Below are 16,555 nucleotides of genomic sequence, written 5' to 3'. Positions count from 1 at the left end.
AGGGGAAGCCCAATGTCGTCCGTGGATCGAATCGTCTTCGGCGCCGGCTCGGGGTCGGCGTTGGCCAGGCGCGGCGCAGTTCCCGGGTCCCCGACGGTGCTCTTCGTACACCCGGCCAACCTGCAGGCCCGCTGCTGGCGGGCGGTCCTGGCGGCAGTGCCGGACGCGTGGACGTGTCTGGCGATCGACCTGTCCGGACACGGGTCGTCGGCGCGCCGCGACGCGTACGACCTCGCCGGGTGGGTGCGCGAGTGCGTCGAACTGCTGGACGCCCGCGAGGTCGCGGGCGTGCACGTGGTCGGCGCCTCCGTCGGCGCGGCCGTGGCGGTGGAACTGGCCGCCGCCCACCCGGACCGCGTCGAGAGCGTCACCACGGTCGGCGGCGCCTTCCGCCCGGCCGACCCGGCCGCCTCGCGGGAGTTCCTCGCGGCCGTCGCCGCCAGGGGTGCGCGCAACGCCGTACTGGACATCCTGGCGAGCGAACCCGGCCTGGACGAGGTTCTCGTGGCCGAGGTCGCCGCCGACATCGGTGTCGAGTCCGACACTCAGGCCGCGCGCATCTGGACGGCGGCGGCCGCGGCCGCCGGACTCGACGCCGCCCCCCGATTGCGGTGCCCGACGCTCGCCATTGTCGGGGACCGGGACCTGGGTTGTCCCGTCGAGGACTCCCGGGCCTTCGCCGAACTCACCGGCGGCCGGCTCGCGGTCCTCGTCGAACACGGACACCTGCCGATGTACACCGCCCCCACCCGGGTCGCGGCCCACCTCGCATCCCTCGTCGACGGCACACGCGAGCACCACGGCCGCGACCGAAATCCCGCCGCCGGCGGAAGTCCCGACAGCGGAAGCCTCGGTACCGGAAATTTCGGCACCGAAAGCCTCAGCACCGAAACAGGAAGCCGATCATGACCGAAACCCCGTTCGCGGAGCGAACCGCGCCGAAGGCGGACATCGCCGAGATCCTCAGGCTCCACAAGCAGTGGTGGGAGTCGAACATCGGCTGGGACATCGACCGCATGGTCGAGGTGTTCCCGTCCCCGGGCCACGAGTATCTGATGTTCAACTTCAACGGCCATCCGTACTTCGACATGACCGAGAAGGTCGCGTTGTGGAAGTGGTACCGCGAGATCATCGCTCAGACGGGCGGCCTGCGGACCGAGATCATGCGCCTGGAGGTGCGTGCCGACACCGCCTGGCTGGCCTGCGAGTTCACCATCGAGGCGGAGATGCTCGACGGCGGCGAGTGGACCGCGGACTCGGTCGACGCGACCATCGGGCGGGCCACCGAGATCTACCACCGCGACGACGGCACCGGCGCACCCCGGTGGCGCATGTGGCACACCCACATCACCGCACTGCCCGACCCGGACGAGACGCGGCCCGGATTCGCCGACTCCACCAACAGCCGCGGCCTGGGCCGGGTGCCGTGGAACCCGCTCCCGAAGGGCGTCTGACCATGACCGTCGCCGCACATTCCCCGCGTATCTCCCTGGTCCTCGGCAGTTCGCAGAACCCGGCCGAGATCGTCGCGTCGGCCAGGGCCGCCGAACGCGGCGGCTTCGACGAACTGTGGGTCGGCGAGGACTACTTCTACACCGGCGCCATCGCCTCGGCCGGCGCCGTGTTGGCCGCCACGCGACTCCCGGTCGGCATCGGCATCGTGCCCACCACCTCGCGCCATCCCGCGCTCCTGGCGATGGAGTTGGCCACCCTGGCCGGCCTGTACCCGGGCCGGCTCAGGGCCGGGGTGGGGGCGGGTGTCCCCGACTGGCTCGATCAAATGGCGATTCGCTCGAAGACCCCGCTGTCCTCGGTCCGGGACGTCATCGCCGGGCTGCGCACCCTGCTCGCAGGCGACACGCTGACCGTCGAGGCGTCCTCGTACCGGGCCCGCGAGGTGCGACTGGCCCACCCTCCCGCGATCGTGCCGCCGATCCTGGCGGGCGTGGGCGGTCCCAAGGCGCTCGCCATGTCGGGCGCGTCCGCGGACGGGACCGTGCTCTCCGTGCTCGCCGGGACGCGCTACGTCGAGTGGGCGGCCCGCACCGTCGCGGCCGGCGGCGCAGGCCCCGAACACGACCTGGTGGCATACGTCTTCTGCTCGATGCACGACGACGCCGCGGTCGCCCGCGAGCGGTTGCGCGAGTTGTTCGGGCTCTACCTGCTGGCCGGACCGCGCAACCCGATGACCGAGGCCCACGGCATCGCCGACGAGGCCGAGGCACTGGCCGCGCTGGACTTCGAGGACGCGGTACGCGCCATTCCGGACGCGTGGATCGACGACTTGGCGGTGGTCGGCACACCCGCGGACTGCGCGAAGCGGATCGGCGCGCTGGCCGAGGCCGGGGCGGACTGCGTCGCGCTGTGCCTGCTCCCCGACGAGGACGGCGCAGCGCAGGTCGACCGGCTCTCCCGCGACCTGCTCCCGCTGGTCCGGGCCCGGACCGGCGGGTGACCCGTCCGGCGGCCGGGCCGGCCCTCGACCGGGGCGCCGGTCCGGCCGCCGGGCGGCGACGCCGTCCCCGTACACGCCGAAGCGTCGGGGCCGCCGGGACGCCGGCGCACACATCGGCACGGCACACATCAGCGGTCCGAGATCGGAGATCGGGATGACCTATTCGATAGTGAGTTTCCATCCGCACGACGGCTCCCTCGGGTTCGCCGCGCAGTCGCACTTCTTCGCCGTGGGCTCGGTGGTCGGCGATGCCGAGGCCGGCGTCGGCGTGGTGGTCAGCCAGGCCTTCGCCAACACCGACTGGCCGCACGAGGGGTTGTCGCTGCTGCGGGCCGGCGCGACCCCCGACGACGTGCTCGAAGCGCTGATCGCGGGCGACCCGCTCGCCGACTACCGCCAGGCGATCGTCATGGACGCCACCGGCGCGTACGCCTGCTTCACCGGCGGTAGTTGCGCACCGCACACCGGCGTCGCCCGGGGCGAAGGCGTGGCCGCGGCGGGAAACATGCTGGCCTCGGACGAGGTGTGCCGGGCCATGGTCGCCGCACACGACGGTCACGGCGAACCCGGCGATCACGGCGACCCGGAATCGGCGTCGACGCACGCGCGTCGGCTGGTGCGCGCGCTCCTCGCCGGCGAGCGGGCCGGCGGCGACGCCCGAGGGTCGCAGTCGGCGGTGGTCAAGGTGGTCGACGGCGTTCGCGGCGAGCGGCCGTGGCGGCACGTGCTCGCCGACATCCGGGTCGACGACCACGCCGACCCGGTGCGCGAGTTGCGTCGCCTGCTGCCCGTGCACGAAGGCTTCCGCACGATCGGATCCGCGTTGTTCGCCCCTCCCCTGGTCATCGGCGACCCGTCGGGCATCGCCGCGGCCGACGCCCGGGAGATGGTCGAGGCGCTCACGGCGGCCGCGGCCGGCCTGGGCGGCAATCCCGAGGCGGACCTGTGGCGGGCGGTGATCCTGCTGCGCTGCGGCGAGTTCGACGCGGGCGGCACGCTCCTGGCCGAACTCACCGCGGCTCGGCCGCAATTGCGCGAATTCGCCCGCGGCCTGGAACGGGTCGGGATCCTCCCGAGGGCCGAGGTGCGACCGTGAGGCCGGCCCGGGCGGCCGACCCGAACCGGCCGTCGGTCGAGACCTTCGTCCGGGCCGACCGGGTATGCGAGACGGCGGCCGAACTGGTGCGCATCGACACCCGGAATCCACCCGGCCGGGAGTCCGCGGCCGTACCGGCGCTGTCGAACCTGCTGAACGCGCTCGGCTGCGACACCGACGTGTTCACCTCGCGCTCCGGGCGGCCCTCGGTGATCGCCCGGTACGGCCGCGGCGCGCCGGGCCGGCCGACGCTGCTGATCAACGGCCACGTGGACGTCGTACCGGTCGTCGAGTCGGACTGGACGGTGCCCCCGTTCGACGGTCTCGTGCGCGACGGGCGCCTGATCGGGCGCGGCGCGGCGGACATGAAGGGCGGCATCGCCGCGGCGATCGAGGGACTGCGCGCCTGCATCGACTCCGGGGTCGAACTCGGCGCCGACATCGTGTTCCACCTCGTCGCCGACGAGGAGACCGGCGGCGATCACGGCACGGCCGAACTGGTGGCCGCCGGTCTGGTGCGGGCCGACGCGTGCATCGTCCCCGAGCCCACCGAGCTGCGGGTCGCGGTGGCCGAACGCGGCTCCTGGCAGGCTCGGATCGAGGTGTTCGGCACCGCCGGGCACGGCGGCGACCCGGGGCGGGGACGGTCCGCGGTCGCCGACGCGGCACGGATCACCACCGCGCTGCATCTGGCCCGGTTCCATGCCCGCCCGCATCCGCTGCTGGGCAGCCCGACGTGCAACGTGGCGATGGTGCGCGGTGGTGTCGCGGCCAATGTGATCGCGCCGAGCTGCGAGTTGACCATCGACCGGCGCACGCTGCCCGGGGAGAGCGCCGAGGACGTGCACGCCTCGATCCTCGCGATGATCGACGCGTCCTGCCCGGACGTCGACTACCGCGTGGTCCCCACCTTCTTCTGCGAGGCCTCCGAGCTGCCGCTCCCGCACCCCTTCGCGGACTTCGTCGACGCCTGCCGGCTCGACGCCCGGCCGGACCGGGACCCGGTCGGTCCCGGCGTCGGCCCGGACCAGGGCTTCGTCGGCCTGTACCTCGGCTCCGACGCCCGCTTCCTGCGCAACGACCTGCGCATTCCCACCGTCGTCCACGGCCCGGGTTCGATCCGTCAGGCGCACGGCGCCGACGAGTGGGTGGCCCTCGACGACCTCACCGCGGCCGCGCGCACCCTCGCCCGCGCCATGGCGGGGTTCGCCGACTTCGCGGCGGACGGTGCCGCCGCCGACCGGAACCAGAGCAGACAAACAACCGGAAAAATGTAGATTCTGCCCCACATGAAGGAGGGCACATGGCTGACCACTCAGGTGCGGTGACAGGCCGGCAGGCAGCAGGAACCGGGCACGCCCGCGGTCCGGTGCTGGAAACCCGCTCCATCGACTACGTCCCACAGTCCGAGCGGCACGGCCGCGCCTGGCATCAGGCGCCGTTCTGGTTCACCGGGCAGTTCGTGCCGACCACGATGGTCGTCGGCTTCGCGGGCCCGGTCATGGGCCTGTCGATCGGCTGGTCGATCACGGCCACCGTGCTCGGCATCCTGTTCGGCACCTGCTTCATGGCCTTCCACGCGAACCAGGGGCCCACCATGGGCCTCCCCCAGATGATCCAGTCCCGCGCCCAGTTCGGCACCCGCGGCGCACTCGTGCCGATGCTCGCCGTCATCTGCGTGTACATCGGCTTCAGCGCGTTCGGCGTGCTCCTGGCCTCCCAGGTCCTGGAATCGGTCCTGCCCGGCTCCGCGACGCTGTGGGCGGTCGTCATCGTGCTGCTCGCGGCCACCGTGGCGATCGTCGGCTACGACCTGCTGCACACCGTGCTGCGCCTGCTGCCGTACCTGGTGGTACCGGTGTTCGCGATCCTGACCGTGCTGGCGCTGATGCACCTGGAGCCGCACCCGGTCGCCCACTCCTCGGCCTTCACCCCCGCGGCGGCACTCGCCCAGTTCGTCGCGGCGGCCGGCTACCAACTCGGGTACGCCGTGTACGTCTCGGACTACTCCAGGTACCTGCCCGCGGACACCTCCGAACGCGGCGTCATCGGCTGGACCTACGCCGGGGCCGCGCTGTCGGCGATCTGGCTCATGGTGCTCGGCAACTTCATCGCCGGTTCGGTGCCGGTACCCGATGCGCTGGTCAACCTCCAGGACATCGGCGACACCCTGTTCACCGGCTTCGGCAAGACCGCCGTGGTCGCCGTCCTGGTCCCCAGCGCGATCGCGGTCATGGGTGTCAACCTCTACGGCGCGATGCTCTCGGGACTGAGCATCGTCCAGGCCTTCCGCCCGATCGCACCGACCGTACGCACCCGCATCGCCGGCATCCTGGCCGGCGCGGCGCTCGCGCTCGCCGTGGCCGAGGGCCTGCCGGCGAAATACCTCGGCAGCTTCAACGACTTCATCACCCTGATCCTCTACGTCCTGGCGCCGTGGACCGCGGTGAACCTGATCGACTACTACTTCGTCCGCCGGGGCCACTACGCCATCACCGAGATCTTCAGCCCGAACAGCATCTACGGGCGCTGGAGTTGGCGCGGTCTGCTCTCCTACGCGCTGGGCGTCGCGGCCCTGGTGCCGTTCATGGTCACCGGCTTCTACACGGGACCCATGGTCGACACACTCGACGGCGCCGACATCGCCTTCGTCGTCGGACTCGTGGTCTCGGGGGCGGCCTACTGGCTCGGCACCCGGGGATTCGACCTCGACGCCGAGCAACAGGCCGTCGAGCGCAGCAAGTTGCATCTCGACGGTAGCAATGCCGTCGTCCGCTCCAGACCTCCCGTCAGCGGATGACCGGTGCCGGGTCGACGCCCGCCGCGAACGCGGAGTCGTCGACCCGGCACACCTGCCGCGGGGCGTCGGGTCAACCCTGCGCGGGGAGTTCGTAGACGTGGTCCGGGGTGATGATGGAGGTGACCGCACGGGCGATTAGGGTGCTCGGCTCGTAACCGTCGTGCACGATGTCGGTGTTGAGCAGGATGACCATCGTGGCGTCCTGCTCCGGCAGGTACATCGTCACGCTCTCGTAGCCCGGCAACGAGCCGTTGTGCCCGACCCAACCGTGGGTCCGGAACAGGCCCAGGCCGTACCCGGCGCCGTCGAAGCCGGGCACCGTGATGAACTTCTCCCGCTCCGCCTGGGTGGCCGGGGAGAGCAGTGTGCCGGTGGCGACCACCTCGGCCCAGCGGCGCAGGTCCTCCAGGTCGGAGATCATCGCGCCGGCCGCCCAGCCCCAACTCGGGTTCCAGTCGGTCGCGTCGGCGACCGCGCCGGTCGGTGTCTGGTTCGTGTAGCCGTGCGCGTGCGGCTCCGGGAATTCGGCGCCCCGGGGGAACAGGGTGTGGTGCAGGTGCGCCGGCCCGGTGACGCGCTCGTGGATGAAGTCGGCGAGGGGCATCCGGCCGAGCCTCTCCACGACGAGTCCGAGGAGGACGATGTTGGTGTTGGAGTACTGGAACTGCGCCCCCGGGGCGAAGACGTTCGGGTGCCGGAAGGCGTACGTCAGCAGTTCCTGCGGAGTGAACGAGCGGGTCGGATCGGCCAGCAGGGTGTTCACGAAGTCCGGGTCGAAGGTGTACGAGAACAGGCCACTGCGCATCTCCGCCAGTTGCCGGATGGTGATGTGCTCCCCGTCGGGAACGCCGTCGAGGTAGGCGGAGATCGGATCGTCCAGCCCGATCAGGCCGTCGTCGACCAGTTCCAGCAGGGCCGTGACGGTGAAGGTCTTGGTCTCGCTGCCGATCCGCATGTGGAGATCGGGCGTCATCGGAGCGCCGGTCGCGGTGTCGGCCACCCCGGTCGAGCGCACGTAGCGGCCCCGGCCGGGCAGCCACAGGCCCACGGTCACCCCGGGGATGCCGGCTTCCCGACGGGTGCGCTCGATCGCCTCGTCGAGGCGGGCCACGAGCGCGGGGTCCAGGCCGTGCGGCGGGCAGTCGTCGTGTGGCTCGGCGGTGGCGACGGCCGCCGTGGCCGCCGTGGCCGGGGTGGCCTGGGCCGAGGGCGCGGTCAGGGTGAGCGGGACCAGCGCGGAGAGGGCGAACAGAGCGGTGGCGAGGCGACAGGCGGGGGCACGGCGCATGACGGGACGTCTCTTCCGGGGGGGGTCGAGGGGACCTTGCCCGACCAAGATCACCCTTCGCGCCGGAGCGGCCCCCGCGCCGCACGAACGCCGCGCGGCGAGTCCACCCGAACGGCTCCGACGGCGTCGATCCGCTCGGAGCAGATCCGCTGTGGGCAGATCGGCTTGGCGTCGCCGTGGGCATCGGCCCAGGGTGGAGGCATGAGCGATGACACGAAGGCCCCGCTTTTCCCCGAGCACACGCGGCGCGAACTGTACGCGCAGCGCGTGCTGCTCCTCGACGGCCCGTTGGACGACGACAACGGCACGTTGCTCACCACCCAGTTGCTCACCCTGGCTGCGGAAGACCCCACTGCGGACATCGCGTTGTGGATCCACTCGCCCGGTGGTTCGGTGCCGGCGATGCTCGCGATCCGCGATGTCATGCGGGTCGTCCCGTGCGACGTGTCCACCCTGGTCCTCGGTATCGCCTACAGCGCGGGCCAGTTCCTGCTCTCGTCGGGAGAACCGGGCAAGCGCCGGGCGCTGCCGCACGCACGGGTGCTCATGCACCAGGGCTCCGCCGGCATCGCCGGGACGGCCGTGGACATCGAGTTGCAGGCCAACGACCTGCGTCACACCCGCGACACCGTGCTCGGCCTGATCGCGGAGGACACCGGCCAGCCCATCGAACGGGTCTTCGAGGACTCGCTGCACGACCGCTGGTACACCGCACAGGAGGCCCTCGACTACGGCTTCATCGACGCGATCGTCCAGACCTTCGACGAGATCGCCCCGCGCGGTGCTCGCCGAGTCGCCAAGAACGCCGGATTCCAGGGAGCCTCGGCATGAGTACCTACGCCATTCCGAACGTCATCACCCGCGACTCCCGCGGCGAACGCATCATGGACGTGTATTCGCACCTGCTCGCGGAGCGCGTCGTCTACCTGGGGACCGCCATCGACGCGGGCGTCGCCAACGCGCTCGTTGCGCAGTTGTTGTTCCTGGAGGCGGACAACCACGAACAGGAGATCCAGTTCTACATCAACTGCGAGGGCGGCGACCCCAGCGCGATGCTGGCGGTGTACGACACGATGCGCTACGTGCGGTCGGAGATCGCCACCACGTGCGTGGGCCAGGCCGTCGCGGTGGGCGCCGTACTGCTCGCCGCGGGCGCGCCCGGCAAGCGCGCCGCGCTGCCCCATGCGCGGGTGGTGCTGCACCAGCCCGCCGCACAGGGACGCGGCGCGATCCCGGACCTGATCCTCCAGGCGGACGAAGTGGTGCGCGTCCGCGCCGACATCGAACACATCCTCTCCCGGCACACCGGCCAAAGCACGGCCACCCTGCGTGCGGACACCGACCACGACCGGGTCTTCACCGCGACGGCGGCAAAGGAGTACGGACTCGTCGACGTCGTACTCGAAGAGCGATGACCCACCCCGCCCGGCGCGCCGGCGCCGCTCCCGATCGTGCCGCTACCGCAGTGCCGTCACGCCGTCAGGGCGAAGGCGGCGCGGCAGACCGCGTTCGAACGGCCCGCCGGGCGGGTGCTCCTCAGGTTTTCGCTCACCGCGAGGGTCAGATCGACCAGACCCACGCCCAGTGCGCCGGCCATCGCCGCGATCATCTCGCTCGACGGCTCCTTGATACCGCGCTCCACCTCGGAGAGGTACTGCGGCGAAACGCCGGCACGGCCCGCCGTCTCGACCAGCGTCTCGCCGCGTTCGTGGCGCAGCGACCGCAGGTGCTCGCCGAGCACATCCCGCCACAGCGGCTCACGACTGGGCGTGCTCGATCGGCGGTGCACCGGCACGGGCGCGGGTGTGCGCTCGGGCCTCGGCGCAGGCGCCGGGGCGGCCCGCCTGTTGTCGTCGGTACGGTGCGAAAGCGGTGGGGCGGTCTCGGCCATGCCTCATCGTAGGCCGGACCCCGCGAGCTTTCCCCGTTGTCCGCCCGCAGCGAAATCCGACAAGGCGTCGAGCTTGGGGACACGGCCATGGCGACTCCCGACCCCGAACGCGACTCCGGGCCTGCCGGATTCAGGAATCGACTCTTCCTGATTGATGCCTACCGTCATCACATCCAAGCAGGCCAATCCGGTGGGAGTAGTCATGATCCTGGTCGTCGGCGCAACGGCACATTTCGGACGCGAGACCGTCGAGGCACTGGCGGCCGCGGGTGCACCGGTACGGGCGCTGTCGCGCACCCCCGACAGGGCGGCTCTGCCCGCGGGCGTCGACGTCGTGCGCGGCGATCTCACCGACGCCGCGTCGCTTCGACCGGCCCTGCGGGGGGTCCGGACCCTGTTCCTCGTCCTCCCCTACGGCTTGGCACCGAACGGGCTGCTCGCCGAGGCCGCCGACACGGGTGTGCGGCACATCGTGTTCCTGTCCTCCGGGGCGGTGGTCGACGGTGCGGACGTGCAGCCGGACGTGATCGCGACCCACCACGCGGGTGTCGAGCGCGCGATCGCGGAGAGCGGCATCCCGTGGACGTTCCTGCGGTTGCTGTTTCCCGCCGTCAACGCGTTGTCGTTCGCGATGCAACTGAAGGGATCCGACGTGGTGCGCGGCGCGTACGCCGAAGCCGCCGCGTCCGTCGTGCACGAGCGCGACGTTGCCGAGGTGGCGGCCGCGGTGCTGACGGGCGACGGGCACGCCGGGCGCACGTACGATCTGACCGGGCCGGCGTCCCTCACCCAGGCCGAGCAGGTGCGGGTGTTGGGCGAGGTGCTCGGACGACCGCTCGTGTTCGAGGAGTTGCCCGACGCGGACGTCCGCGAGCAGCTGAGCCGGTTCCTGGACGGTCCGTTCGTGAACGCCCTGTTCGACCTGATGGCGGCGACCGTCGGCAAGCCCGCGCCGCTCACGGACGTCGTCGAGCGCCTCACCGGCAAGCCGGCCCGCACCTTCGCCGAGTGGGCCGCCGACCACCGCGCCGACTTCGCCTGAGCACACGGGCACAACGGACGGACGGGCGCGAGCGGCCGGCGCGCCCGGCCGGCATGCCCGGTGGTATGCGGCCCGGGTCGGGGGTCGCGCGCGCCGGCCCGGACGACGCCGCGAGTCCGCCCGGGCGATGAATCCGGGCGAGTGTTGGTCTAGACCTTCGCGCGCCCATGGCGCACGCTGGATGCCATCTGCCCGGTCCGACGCCGGTGTGGGGAAAGGGCGTCGGGGCGGTCCGTCCCGTCACCACGTCGACGGAAGGCTCCCCCATGCGCATGCGCACCCTCTCGCTCGCCCTCGTGACCACCGTCGCCGCCGCGCTCGGCTGCGCCCCGTCCGCCGGTGCCGCGCCCGCGTCCACGCGCGCGTCGGTCGTGCTCGTGTCGACGTCGGCGCAACTCAAGGCGGCGCTGGCCGCGGCCGTACCGGGCGACACCATCCGCCTCGCCGACGGCACCTACACGGGCAACTTCCAAGCGGTGAAGGCCGGTCGCGCCGATGCGCGGATCACTTTGGCCGGCTCCGCGAATGCCGTGCTGCGCACCGGCACCGGCGGCGGCAACGCCCTCCATCTCAACGGCGCCTCCTACTGGACCGTGCGTGGCATCACGCTCACCCACGCCCAGAAGGGCATCATGATCGACGCCGCCCGCGGCGTACTGGTGGACTCCGTCACGGTGCACGAACTCACCATGGAGGGTGTGCACTTCCGCAACTCCAGCAGCGACGGCGAGATCGTGGACTCGCGCATCTTCGACACCGGCCGGGACAACCGCGGCATGGGCGAGGGCGTGTACGTCGGCACCGCCAACACGCTGTCCGACCGCAGCGACCGGGTACGGATCCTGCGCAACGTGATCGGCCCCGGGGTGCGCGGCGAGGCGGTGGACCTGAAGGAGGGCACGACCGGCGGCCGGGTCGCGGACAACACCTTCGACGGCACGGGCCTGACCGGCAACAACTACGACGACTCGTGGGTCGACGTGAAGGGCAACGACTACCTGATCGAGAACAACACCGGCCGGAACACCACCAACAACGGGTTCGAGGTGCACGCACAGGCTCCGGGATGGGGCTGTGGCACGGTCTTCCACACGAATCACGCCGACCTGACCGGCGCGACCGGCCCCGACCGACTCGCGATCCACCCCGTCTCGTACCGCCCCGGCTGCCCGACCACGGTCACCGCCGACAACACGTTCACGGGAGGAAACGGCCTGGTCGATCCGGGCGTGCCGGTCATCCCCTGATCGCGTCCTCGATGCGGCGGCATCGCGGCGGCGGACCTCCCGCACGTCTTCGATCGATTCCGGCGCGCGGACAAGTCCCGCAACCGCCGCACCGGCGGCAGCGGACTCGGCCTGGCGATCGTGCAGCGCCTCGCCCGGGCCCACGGCGGCTCGGTCACGGTGCGCAGCACGCCCGGCGTCGGTTCGGTGTTCGCCGTCCGCCTGCCGACCTGAGCGCCCCGGCCCGGAGCGGGGCCGACGGCGCGTTCGGTACGCGGTGCGTCAGGACACGTCGCGGCGCAGGGCCCGACCGGCCAGGGCCCCGGTGGGCCGGCCGTCGCGCAGCGCGGCGGTCCCGTTCACCAGGACATGCCGCATGCCGCGTGCGTAGCTCGCCGGGTTCGCGTAGGTCGCCGTGTCCACGAAGTCCTCGGGCGCGAAGATCGCCACGTCGGCATGTGCGCCGACGCGCAGCACTCCTCGATCGCGCAGTCGCAGCGTCGTCGCCGGCAGGGCGGTCATCCGGCGTACGGCCTCCTCCAGCGACACGATCCCCTCCTCGCGCGCGTAGCGGCCCAGCACCCGGGCGAAGGTGCCGTAGGCCCGAGGGTGCACGGGATGGTCGGCGAAGGGTTCCTCGACCGCGGGGGCGTCCGAGTCCGAGCCCACCGACACCCAGTCGCGGGCGAAGGCGAGCCGGATGTTGTCCTCGTTGCCGATGAAGTACGCCGCGTCGGCGTGCGGCTCGGCGAGCACGATGTCCAGCATCGTGGTGATCGGGTCGGCGTCGCCGCGGGCCTTGGCGATGTCGGCGATCGTGGATCCGGTGCGCACGCCGATGTCCGGGTGATTCGACAGGATCACGATGCCCTCGGCGCCGCCGCTCATCCGCCACAGGCTCTCCCAATCGCCGCCGTCGCGCACCGCGTCGACGATCTGCGCCCTGCTCCGGGGGTCGCCGAGGCGCTGCCGGAGCTTTTCCGGGCCGCCGAGGTGGAAGGGCGGAGGGACCGCGGCCGACAACAACGTGCTGCCGGCCGTGTAGGGGTAGATGTCGGCGGTCACCTCGACACCCGCGGCCCGGGCGGCCTCGATCCGGTCCAGGACGGCGGGCATCTTGGCCCAGTTCTCGCGGCCGGCGGTCTTCAGGTGGTAGATCTCGGCACGCGCGCCGGAGGCTCGGGCGATGTCCAGGAGTTCGTCGACGCCCTCCAGAAGGCGGTCGCCCTCGTTGCGCAGGTGCGAGATGTACAGCGCGTCGTGGCGGGCCAACACGTGGGCGTAGGCGATGAGTTCGTCGGTGTCGGCGTAGCTGCCGGGTGGGTAGATCAGCGCGGAGCCGACGCCGAGCGCCCCGTCCGCCAGTTCCTGTTCGAGCAGTGCGCAGGCGCGAGCGAGCTCGTCGGCGTCCAGCACGCGGTCCTCCAGCCCGGCCACCGACATCCGGAGGTTGTCCGCGCCGACGAAGCTGGCCACGTTGTGGCCGACGCCCTGGGCCTCGAGCTGCTCCAGGAACTCGCGCAGTCGCGGCCAGGACCGGCGGGCCCCCTCGGCCGACGGACCGAGCTCGAGCATCCCGTCGGTCATCGCGCCGGTCACCGGGCCGAGCGAGACGCCCTCGCCGAAGATCTGGGTGGTGACCCCCTGATGGAGGTCGGACAGGCCGCGGGGATCCTGCTGGAGCGTGAAGTAGGCGTGGCTCAGCACGTTGACGAAGCCGGGGCAGACCACGCAGCCCCGCGCATCGATCTCGTCACGGCCCCGGAGATCGCCGACGTCGCCGACCGCGACCACACGTCCGGCATCGATCGCGAGATCGCCGTCGAATGCGGGCGATCCGCTCCCGTCGACGAGGGAGCCTGCGCGGACAACGAGATCGACCTGCATACGGAGCCTCTTCGAGTACGAGTGAGCCGACTTCCCGGGCGCCCCTCAGTATCGCCGCCCCCGCGCCACCCGATCATGGGCTCCGGCACGAGCGACACGTCGAAGATGTGTCCATCCACACGAAGACCGCCGGTGCCGAAGGCACACCCGGGCCGGCCACGCGATCGAGAACTCGGGCCTCGGTCAGGAATGCGATGGAGCATCCGACCGACCGCCCATAGCGTACGGACGTGTGAGCAACCGATTGCGGGAAATCGCGGAGACCAACGCACGCATCGTCGCCGCGGGCGAATACTCGACGCCGGTGGGCGCCGTCGTGGTGGCGCCCGCACTTCGCGCGGCGATCTCCGGCACGGTGAGTCATCCACCGGAGGGACCCGTCCAACCGAGCCACCCGGGCGGCGAACATTCGACGTCGTTCGAGGTGACCGACGAGAACAGCCTCCAGGCCGCCCGGCGCCTGGTCGCGACGGGCATCGGACCGGTCGCGGTGCTGAACTTCGCATCGGCGCGCAACCCGGGAGGCGGCTACCTTCGCGGGGCCCGGGCCCAGGAGGAGGACCTCTGCCGCAACTCCCTGTTGCACCCCTGCCTCCTGGCGGTCCCCGACTACTACACGGCCCACCGCGCCTGCCCCGACCCGGTCTACAGCGACCGGGTCGTGTGGTCCCCCGACGTCCCCGTGCACCGCGACGAGTGGGGTGCACTGCTCGCCGAGCCGGATCGGGTGTCCTTCCTCACCTGCGCCGCGCCCAATGCCGGCGAGGTCCTGCGCCGTGATCCGGGCGCAGGGCGAGCGCATCCGGGAGGCGCTGTACCGGCGCGCCGAGCGTGTGCTGACGGTGGCCCACCGGCACGGCGCGCGGCAACTGGTACTGGGCGCATGGGGGTGCGGGGTGTTCGGCAACGACCCGCGCGTCGTCGCCGCGGCGTTCCACGCCCCGCTCACCGAGGACGGCTCCTTGTCCACCGCCTTCGAAAGGGTGGTGTTCGCGATCCCGGATCGCTCGCCCGACGCGGTCAACCGGGCGGCTTTCACCGGGCGATTCGCACCGGGCGGGCGTGGGCGGGCGGGCGGCGCCGGGTCGGCGGGGCGCTGACCGTCGCCGGGTGGGATGTCCGAGTGCCCGCGACGCAGGGCGGAGGCGGCTCGGAACTTCCGCGAGCCGGGTGGGGCGGGTGGGTTTGCGGGTGCCTACGCTGGCTTGTGTGCGGTGCCGGTGGCCGGAGGTCGTCGATTTCGGAGGCGGATGTGGTGCGTGACGGTGGGAGATTCGACGTCGTCGTGGTCGGGGGCGGGCACAACGGCCTGGTGGCGGCCGCGTATCTGGCGCAGGCGGGCCGGTCGGTCCTGGTGCTGGAACGGCTCGACGAAGTGGGCGGCGCGGCGGTGTCGTGCCGGCCGTTTCCCGGGGTCGACGTGCGGCTGTCCCGCTACTCGTACCTGGTCAGCCTGCTGCCCCGAAAGATCGTCGACGACCTGCGGCTGCCCGTCGAGCTGCGCCGGCGCCGGGTCGGCTCGTACACCCCGCTCGGCGCCGGCGGCTTCCTCGTCGACGCCGCGGACCGCGAACGCACCCGCGCCGAGCTGACCCGTTTCGCCGGTTCGCGCGAGGCCGACGCGTGGGAGCGGTTCGGCGCGGCCACGGCGCGACTGGCCGGTCGGGTCTTTCCCACCCTCACCGAACCGCTGCGTTCCGCGGCCGAGTTCCGCCGGCTGGTGGACGACGATCGGGTGTGGGACGCGGTGTTCGCGCAGCCCCTGTCCGCCCTGATCGAGGCGGAGTTCGCCGACGACACGGTGCGCGGCGTGGTGGCGACCGATGCGCTGATCGGCACGTTCGCCCCGATGGACGACCCCGAGCTGCGACAGAACCGCTGCTTCCTCTACCACGTCGTCGGCGGTGGTACGGGGGATTGGGACGTGCCGGTGGGCGGCATGGGAGCGGTCACCGCGGCCCTTGCCGACGCGGCCCGCGCGGCGGGGGCGCAGCTGCGGACCGGGGCGGCGGTCGGCTCGGTGGATCCCGACGGCGAGGTGCGATACACGCTCGGCGACCGGGAGTTCCGGGTGACGGGTGGGCACGTGCTCGCCGCGGTCGCGCCCGACACGTTGGACCGGCTCCTGGGGAACACCCCCGACGGGCCCGGGCCGGAGGGGTCGCAGCTCAAGATCAACATGGTCCTCGCCCGATTGCCGCGGCTGCGCGACCCGTTCGCCGACCCCCAGCGGGCCTTCGCCGGCACCTTCCATGTCAACGAGGGCTATGCACAGCTCGCGGCCGCGTACGAGCGTGCCGCGAGCGGCCGGATGCCCGCGCTGCCGCCGGGCGAGATGTACTGCCATACGCTGACCGACCCGTCCATCCTCGGGCCGCGGGCCCGGGACGCGGGTGTGCACACGTTGACGCTGTTCGGCCTGCACATGCCGGCGCGCCTGTTCGCCGAGGACAACGAGAGTGCCCGGACGAAGGCGCTGCGCGCGATGCTCGACTCCGTCGACGCTGTGCTTGCCGAGCCGATCGAGGACTGCCTGCTGCGCGACGGCGACGGCAATCCGTGCCTGGAGGTGCACACGCCACTGGATCTGGAACACGAACTCGGCCTGCCCGCCGGGCACATCTTCCACCGGGACCTGTCCTGGCCGTACGCGCGGGACACCGATACCCACGGCACGTGGGGTGTGGAAACGGCCCACGAACGAATCCTGCTGTGCGGGGCCGGCGCGCGACGCGGCGGCGGCGTGAGCGGCATCCCCGGGCACAACGCGGCGATGGCGATCCTGCGCGGAGGCCCGACACGACGGGTGCCCTGACGCCGCGACACTCCACGGGACGTCCCGGGCGGACGGCGGGCCCACCCGCGGCACT

Annotated in this window: 15 protein-coding genes and 2 pseudogenes; 14 read left to right on the top strand and 3 right to left on the bottom strand. The window is 72.0% G+C overall.

Going from position 1 to position 16,555, the window contains the following annotated elements; genetic code table 11:
- The first annotated feature begins 21 nt into the window (after positions 1 to 21).
- The 6 genes from ACFZBU_RS18060 (at position 22) to ACFZBU_RS18035 (ending at position 6,351) form a co-directional block, all read left to right on the top strand.
- Positions 22 to 909: an alpha/beta fold hydrolase gene (locus ACFZBU_RS18060; protein WP_391584571.1), complete on the top strand. Its 888-nt coding sequence runs from the start codon at positions 22 to 24 to the stop codon at positions 907 to 909.
- Positions 906 to 1,454 carry a YybH family protein gene (locus ACFZBU_RS18055; protein ID WP_391584570.1) on the top strand — a complete coding sequence of 183 codons (549 nt, stop codon included), beginning with the start codon at positions 906 to 908 and terminating at the stop codon, positions 1,452 to 1,454. Before ACFZBU_RS18060 ends, ACFZBU_RS18055 begins: the two co-directional genes overlap by 4 nt.
- Before the next feature lie 2 nt (positions 1,455 to 1,456).
- Complete coding sequence (locus ACFZBU_RS18050; protein ID WP_391584569.1) at positions 1,457 to 2,455, top strand: LLM class flavin-dependent oxidoreductase; 999 nt, start codon at positions 1,457 to 1,459, stop codon at positions 2,453 to 2,455.
- 154 nt (positions 2,456 to 2,609) lie between these two features.
- A complete protein-coding gene (locus ACFZBU_RS18045; protein ID WP_391584568.1) occupies positions 2,610 to 3,551 on the top strand; it encodes a DUF1028 domain-containing protein in 942 nt (313 codons plus the stop codon).
- Positions 3,548 to 4,828: a M20 family metallopeptidase gene (locus ACFZBU_RS18040; RefSeq protein ID WP_391584567.1), complete on the top strand. Its 1,281-nt coding sequence runs from the start codon at positions 3,548 to 3,550 to the stop codon at positions 4,826 to 4,828. Before ACFZBU_RS18045 ends, ACFZBU_RS18040 begins: the two co-directional genes overlap by 4 nt.
- Positions 4,829 to 4,854: 26 nt before the next feature.
- Positions 4,855 to 6,351: a purine-cytosine permease family protein gene (locus tag ACFZBU_RS18035; RefSeq protein WP_391584566.1), complete on the top strand. Its 1,497-nt coding sequence runs from the start codon at positions 4,855 to 4,857 to the stop codon at positions 6,349 to 6,351.
- A gap of 70 nt (positions 6,352 to 6,421) precedes the next feature.
- Here ACFZBU_RS18035 and ACFZBU_RS18030 read toward each other — a convergent pair whose 3' ends face one another.
- Positions 6,422 to 7,639 (bottom strand): serine hydrolase domain-containing protein, encoded by a 1,218-nt coding sequence (locus ACFZBU_RS18030; protein ID WP_391584565.1) that lies wholly within the window; start codon positions 7,637 to 7,639, stop codon positions 6,422 to 6,424.
- 201 nt (positions 7,640 to 7,840) lie between these two features.
- Here ACFZBU_RS18030 and ACFZBU_RS18025 point away from each other — a divergent pair, with 201 nt between their 5' ends.
- Both ACFZBU_RS18025 and ACFZBU_RS18020 read left to right on the top strand, forming a co-directional pair.
- Complete coding sequence (locus ACFZBU_RS18025) at positions 7,841 to 8,470, top strand: ClpP family protease (protein WP_391584564.1); 630 nt, start codon at positions 7,841 to 7,843, stop codon at positions 8,468 to 8,470.
- A complete protein-coding gene (locus tag ACFZBU_RS18020) occupies positions 8,467 to 9,054 on the top strand; it encodes a ClpP family protease (protein WP_391584563.1) in 588 nt (195 codons plus the stop codon). The genes ACFZBU_RS18025 and ACFZBU_RS18020 overlap by 4 nt, the downstream gene beginning before the upstream one ends.
- Positions 9,055 to 9,110: 56 nt before the next feature.
- On the opposite strand, the gene ACFZBU_RS18015 is transcribed toward ACFZBU_RS18020, so the two are convergent.
- Entirely contained in the window at positions 9,111 to 9,530 is a 420-nt protein-coding gene (locus ACFZBU_RS18015; RefSeq protein ID WP_391584562.1) for a helix-turn-helix domain-containing protein, read from the bottom strand.
- Positions 9,531 to 9,684: 154 nt separating this feature from the next.
- Between ACFZBU_RS18015 and ACFZBU_RS18010 the strand changes: the two genes are divergently transcribed.
- From ACFZBU_RS18010 to ACFZBU_RS18000, 3 genes and pseudogenes are all read left to right on the top strand, one after another.
- Complete coding sequence (locus tag ACFZBU_RS18010; protein WP_391584561.1) at positions 9,685 to 10,572, top strand: NmrA family NAD(P)-binding protein; 888 nt, start codon at positions 9,685 to 9,687, stop codon at positions 10,570 to 10,572.
- A gap of 272 nt (positions 10,573 to 10,844) precedes the next feature.
- Positions 10,845 to 11,819 carry a sheath polysaccharide-degrading enzyme gene (locus ACFZBU_RS18005; protein WP_391584750.1) on the top strand — a complete coding sequence of 325 codons (975 nt, stop codon included), beginning with the start codon at positions 10,845 to 10,847 and terminating at the stop codon, positions 11,817 to 11,819.
- A gap of 18 nt (positions 11,820 to 11,837) precedes the next feature.
- Positions 11,838 to 12,032: pseudogene (locus ACFZBU_RS18000) on the top strand (ATP-binding protein); the annotation flags it as partial.
- Positions 12,033 to 12,080: 48 nt separating this feature from the next.
- Here the strand turns inward: ACFZBU_RS18000 and ACFZBU_RS17995 are convergent.
- A complete protein-coding gene (locus tag ACFZBU_RS17995; RefSeq protein WP_391584560.1) occupies positions 12,081 to 13,685 on the bottom strand; it encodes an amidohydrolase family protein in 1,605 nt (534 codons plus the stop codon).
- 232 nt (positions 13,686 to 13,917) lie between these two features.
- Between ACFZBU_RS17995 and ACFZBU_RS17990 the strand changes: the two are divergent.
- From ACFZBU_RS17990 to ACFZBU_RS17980, 3 genes and pseudogenes are all read left to right on the top strand, one after another.
- Positions 13,918 to 14,409 (top strand): annotated as a pseudogene (locus ACFZBU_RS17990) (TIGR02452 family protein); the annotation flags it as partial.
- 52 nt (positions 14,410 to 14,461) lie between these two features.
- On the top strand, positions 14,462 to 14,785 hold the full coding sequence (locus ACFZBU_RS17985; RefSeq protein ID WP_391584749.1) for a TIGR02452 family protein: 324 nt from the start codon (positions 14,462 to 14,464) through the stop codon (positions 14,783 to 14,785).
- Positions 14,786 to 14,940: 155 nt separating this feature from the next.
- The gene (locus ACFZBU_RS17980; RefSeq protein ID WP_391584748.1) at positions 14,941 to 16,500 is read left to right on the top strand and encodes a phytoene desaturase family protein; all 1,560 of its coding nucleotides are present in this window, start codon (positions 14,941 to 14,943) and stop codon (positions 16,498 to 16,500) included.
- Positions 16,501 to 16,555: the final 55 nt, after the last annotated feature.

It is taken from the genome of Embleya sp. NPDC008237 (assembly GCF_042956465.1).
GTDB lineage: Bacteria > Actinomycetota > Actinomycetes > Streptomycetales > Streptomycetaceae > Embleya.
The sequence above is the reverse complement of the archived record's forward strand: the minus strand, read 5'-3'. Positions and strand labels throughout refer to the sequence as shown.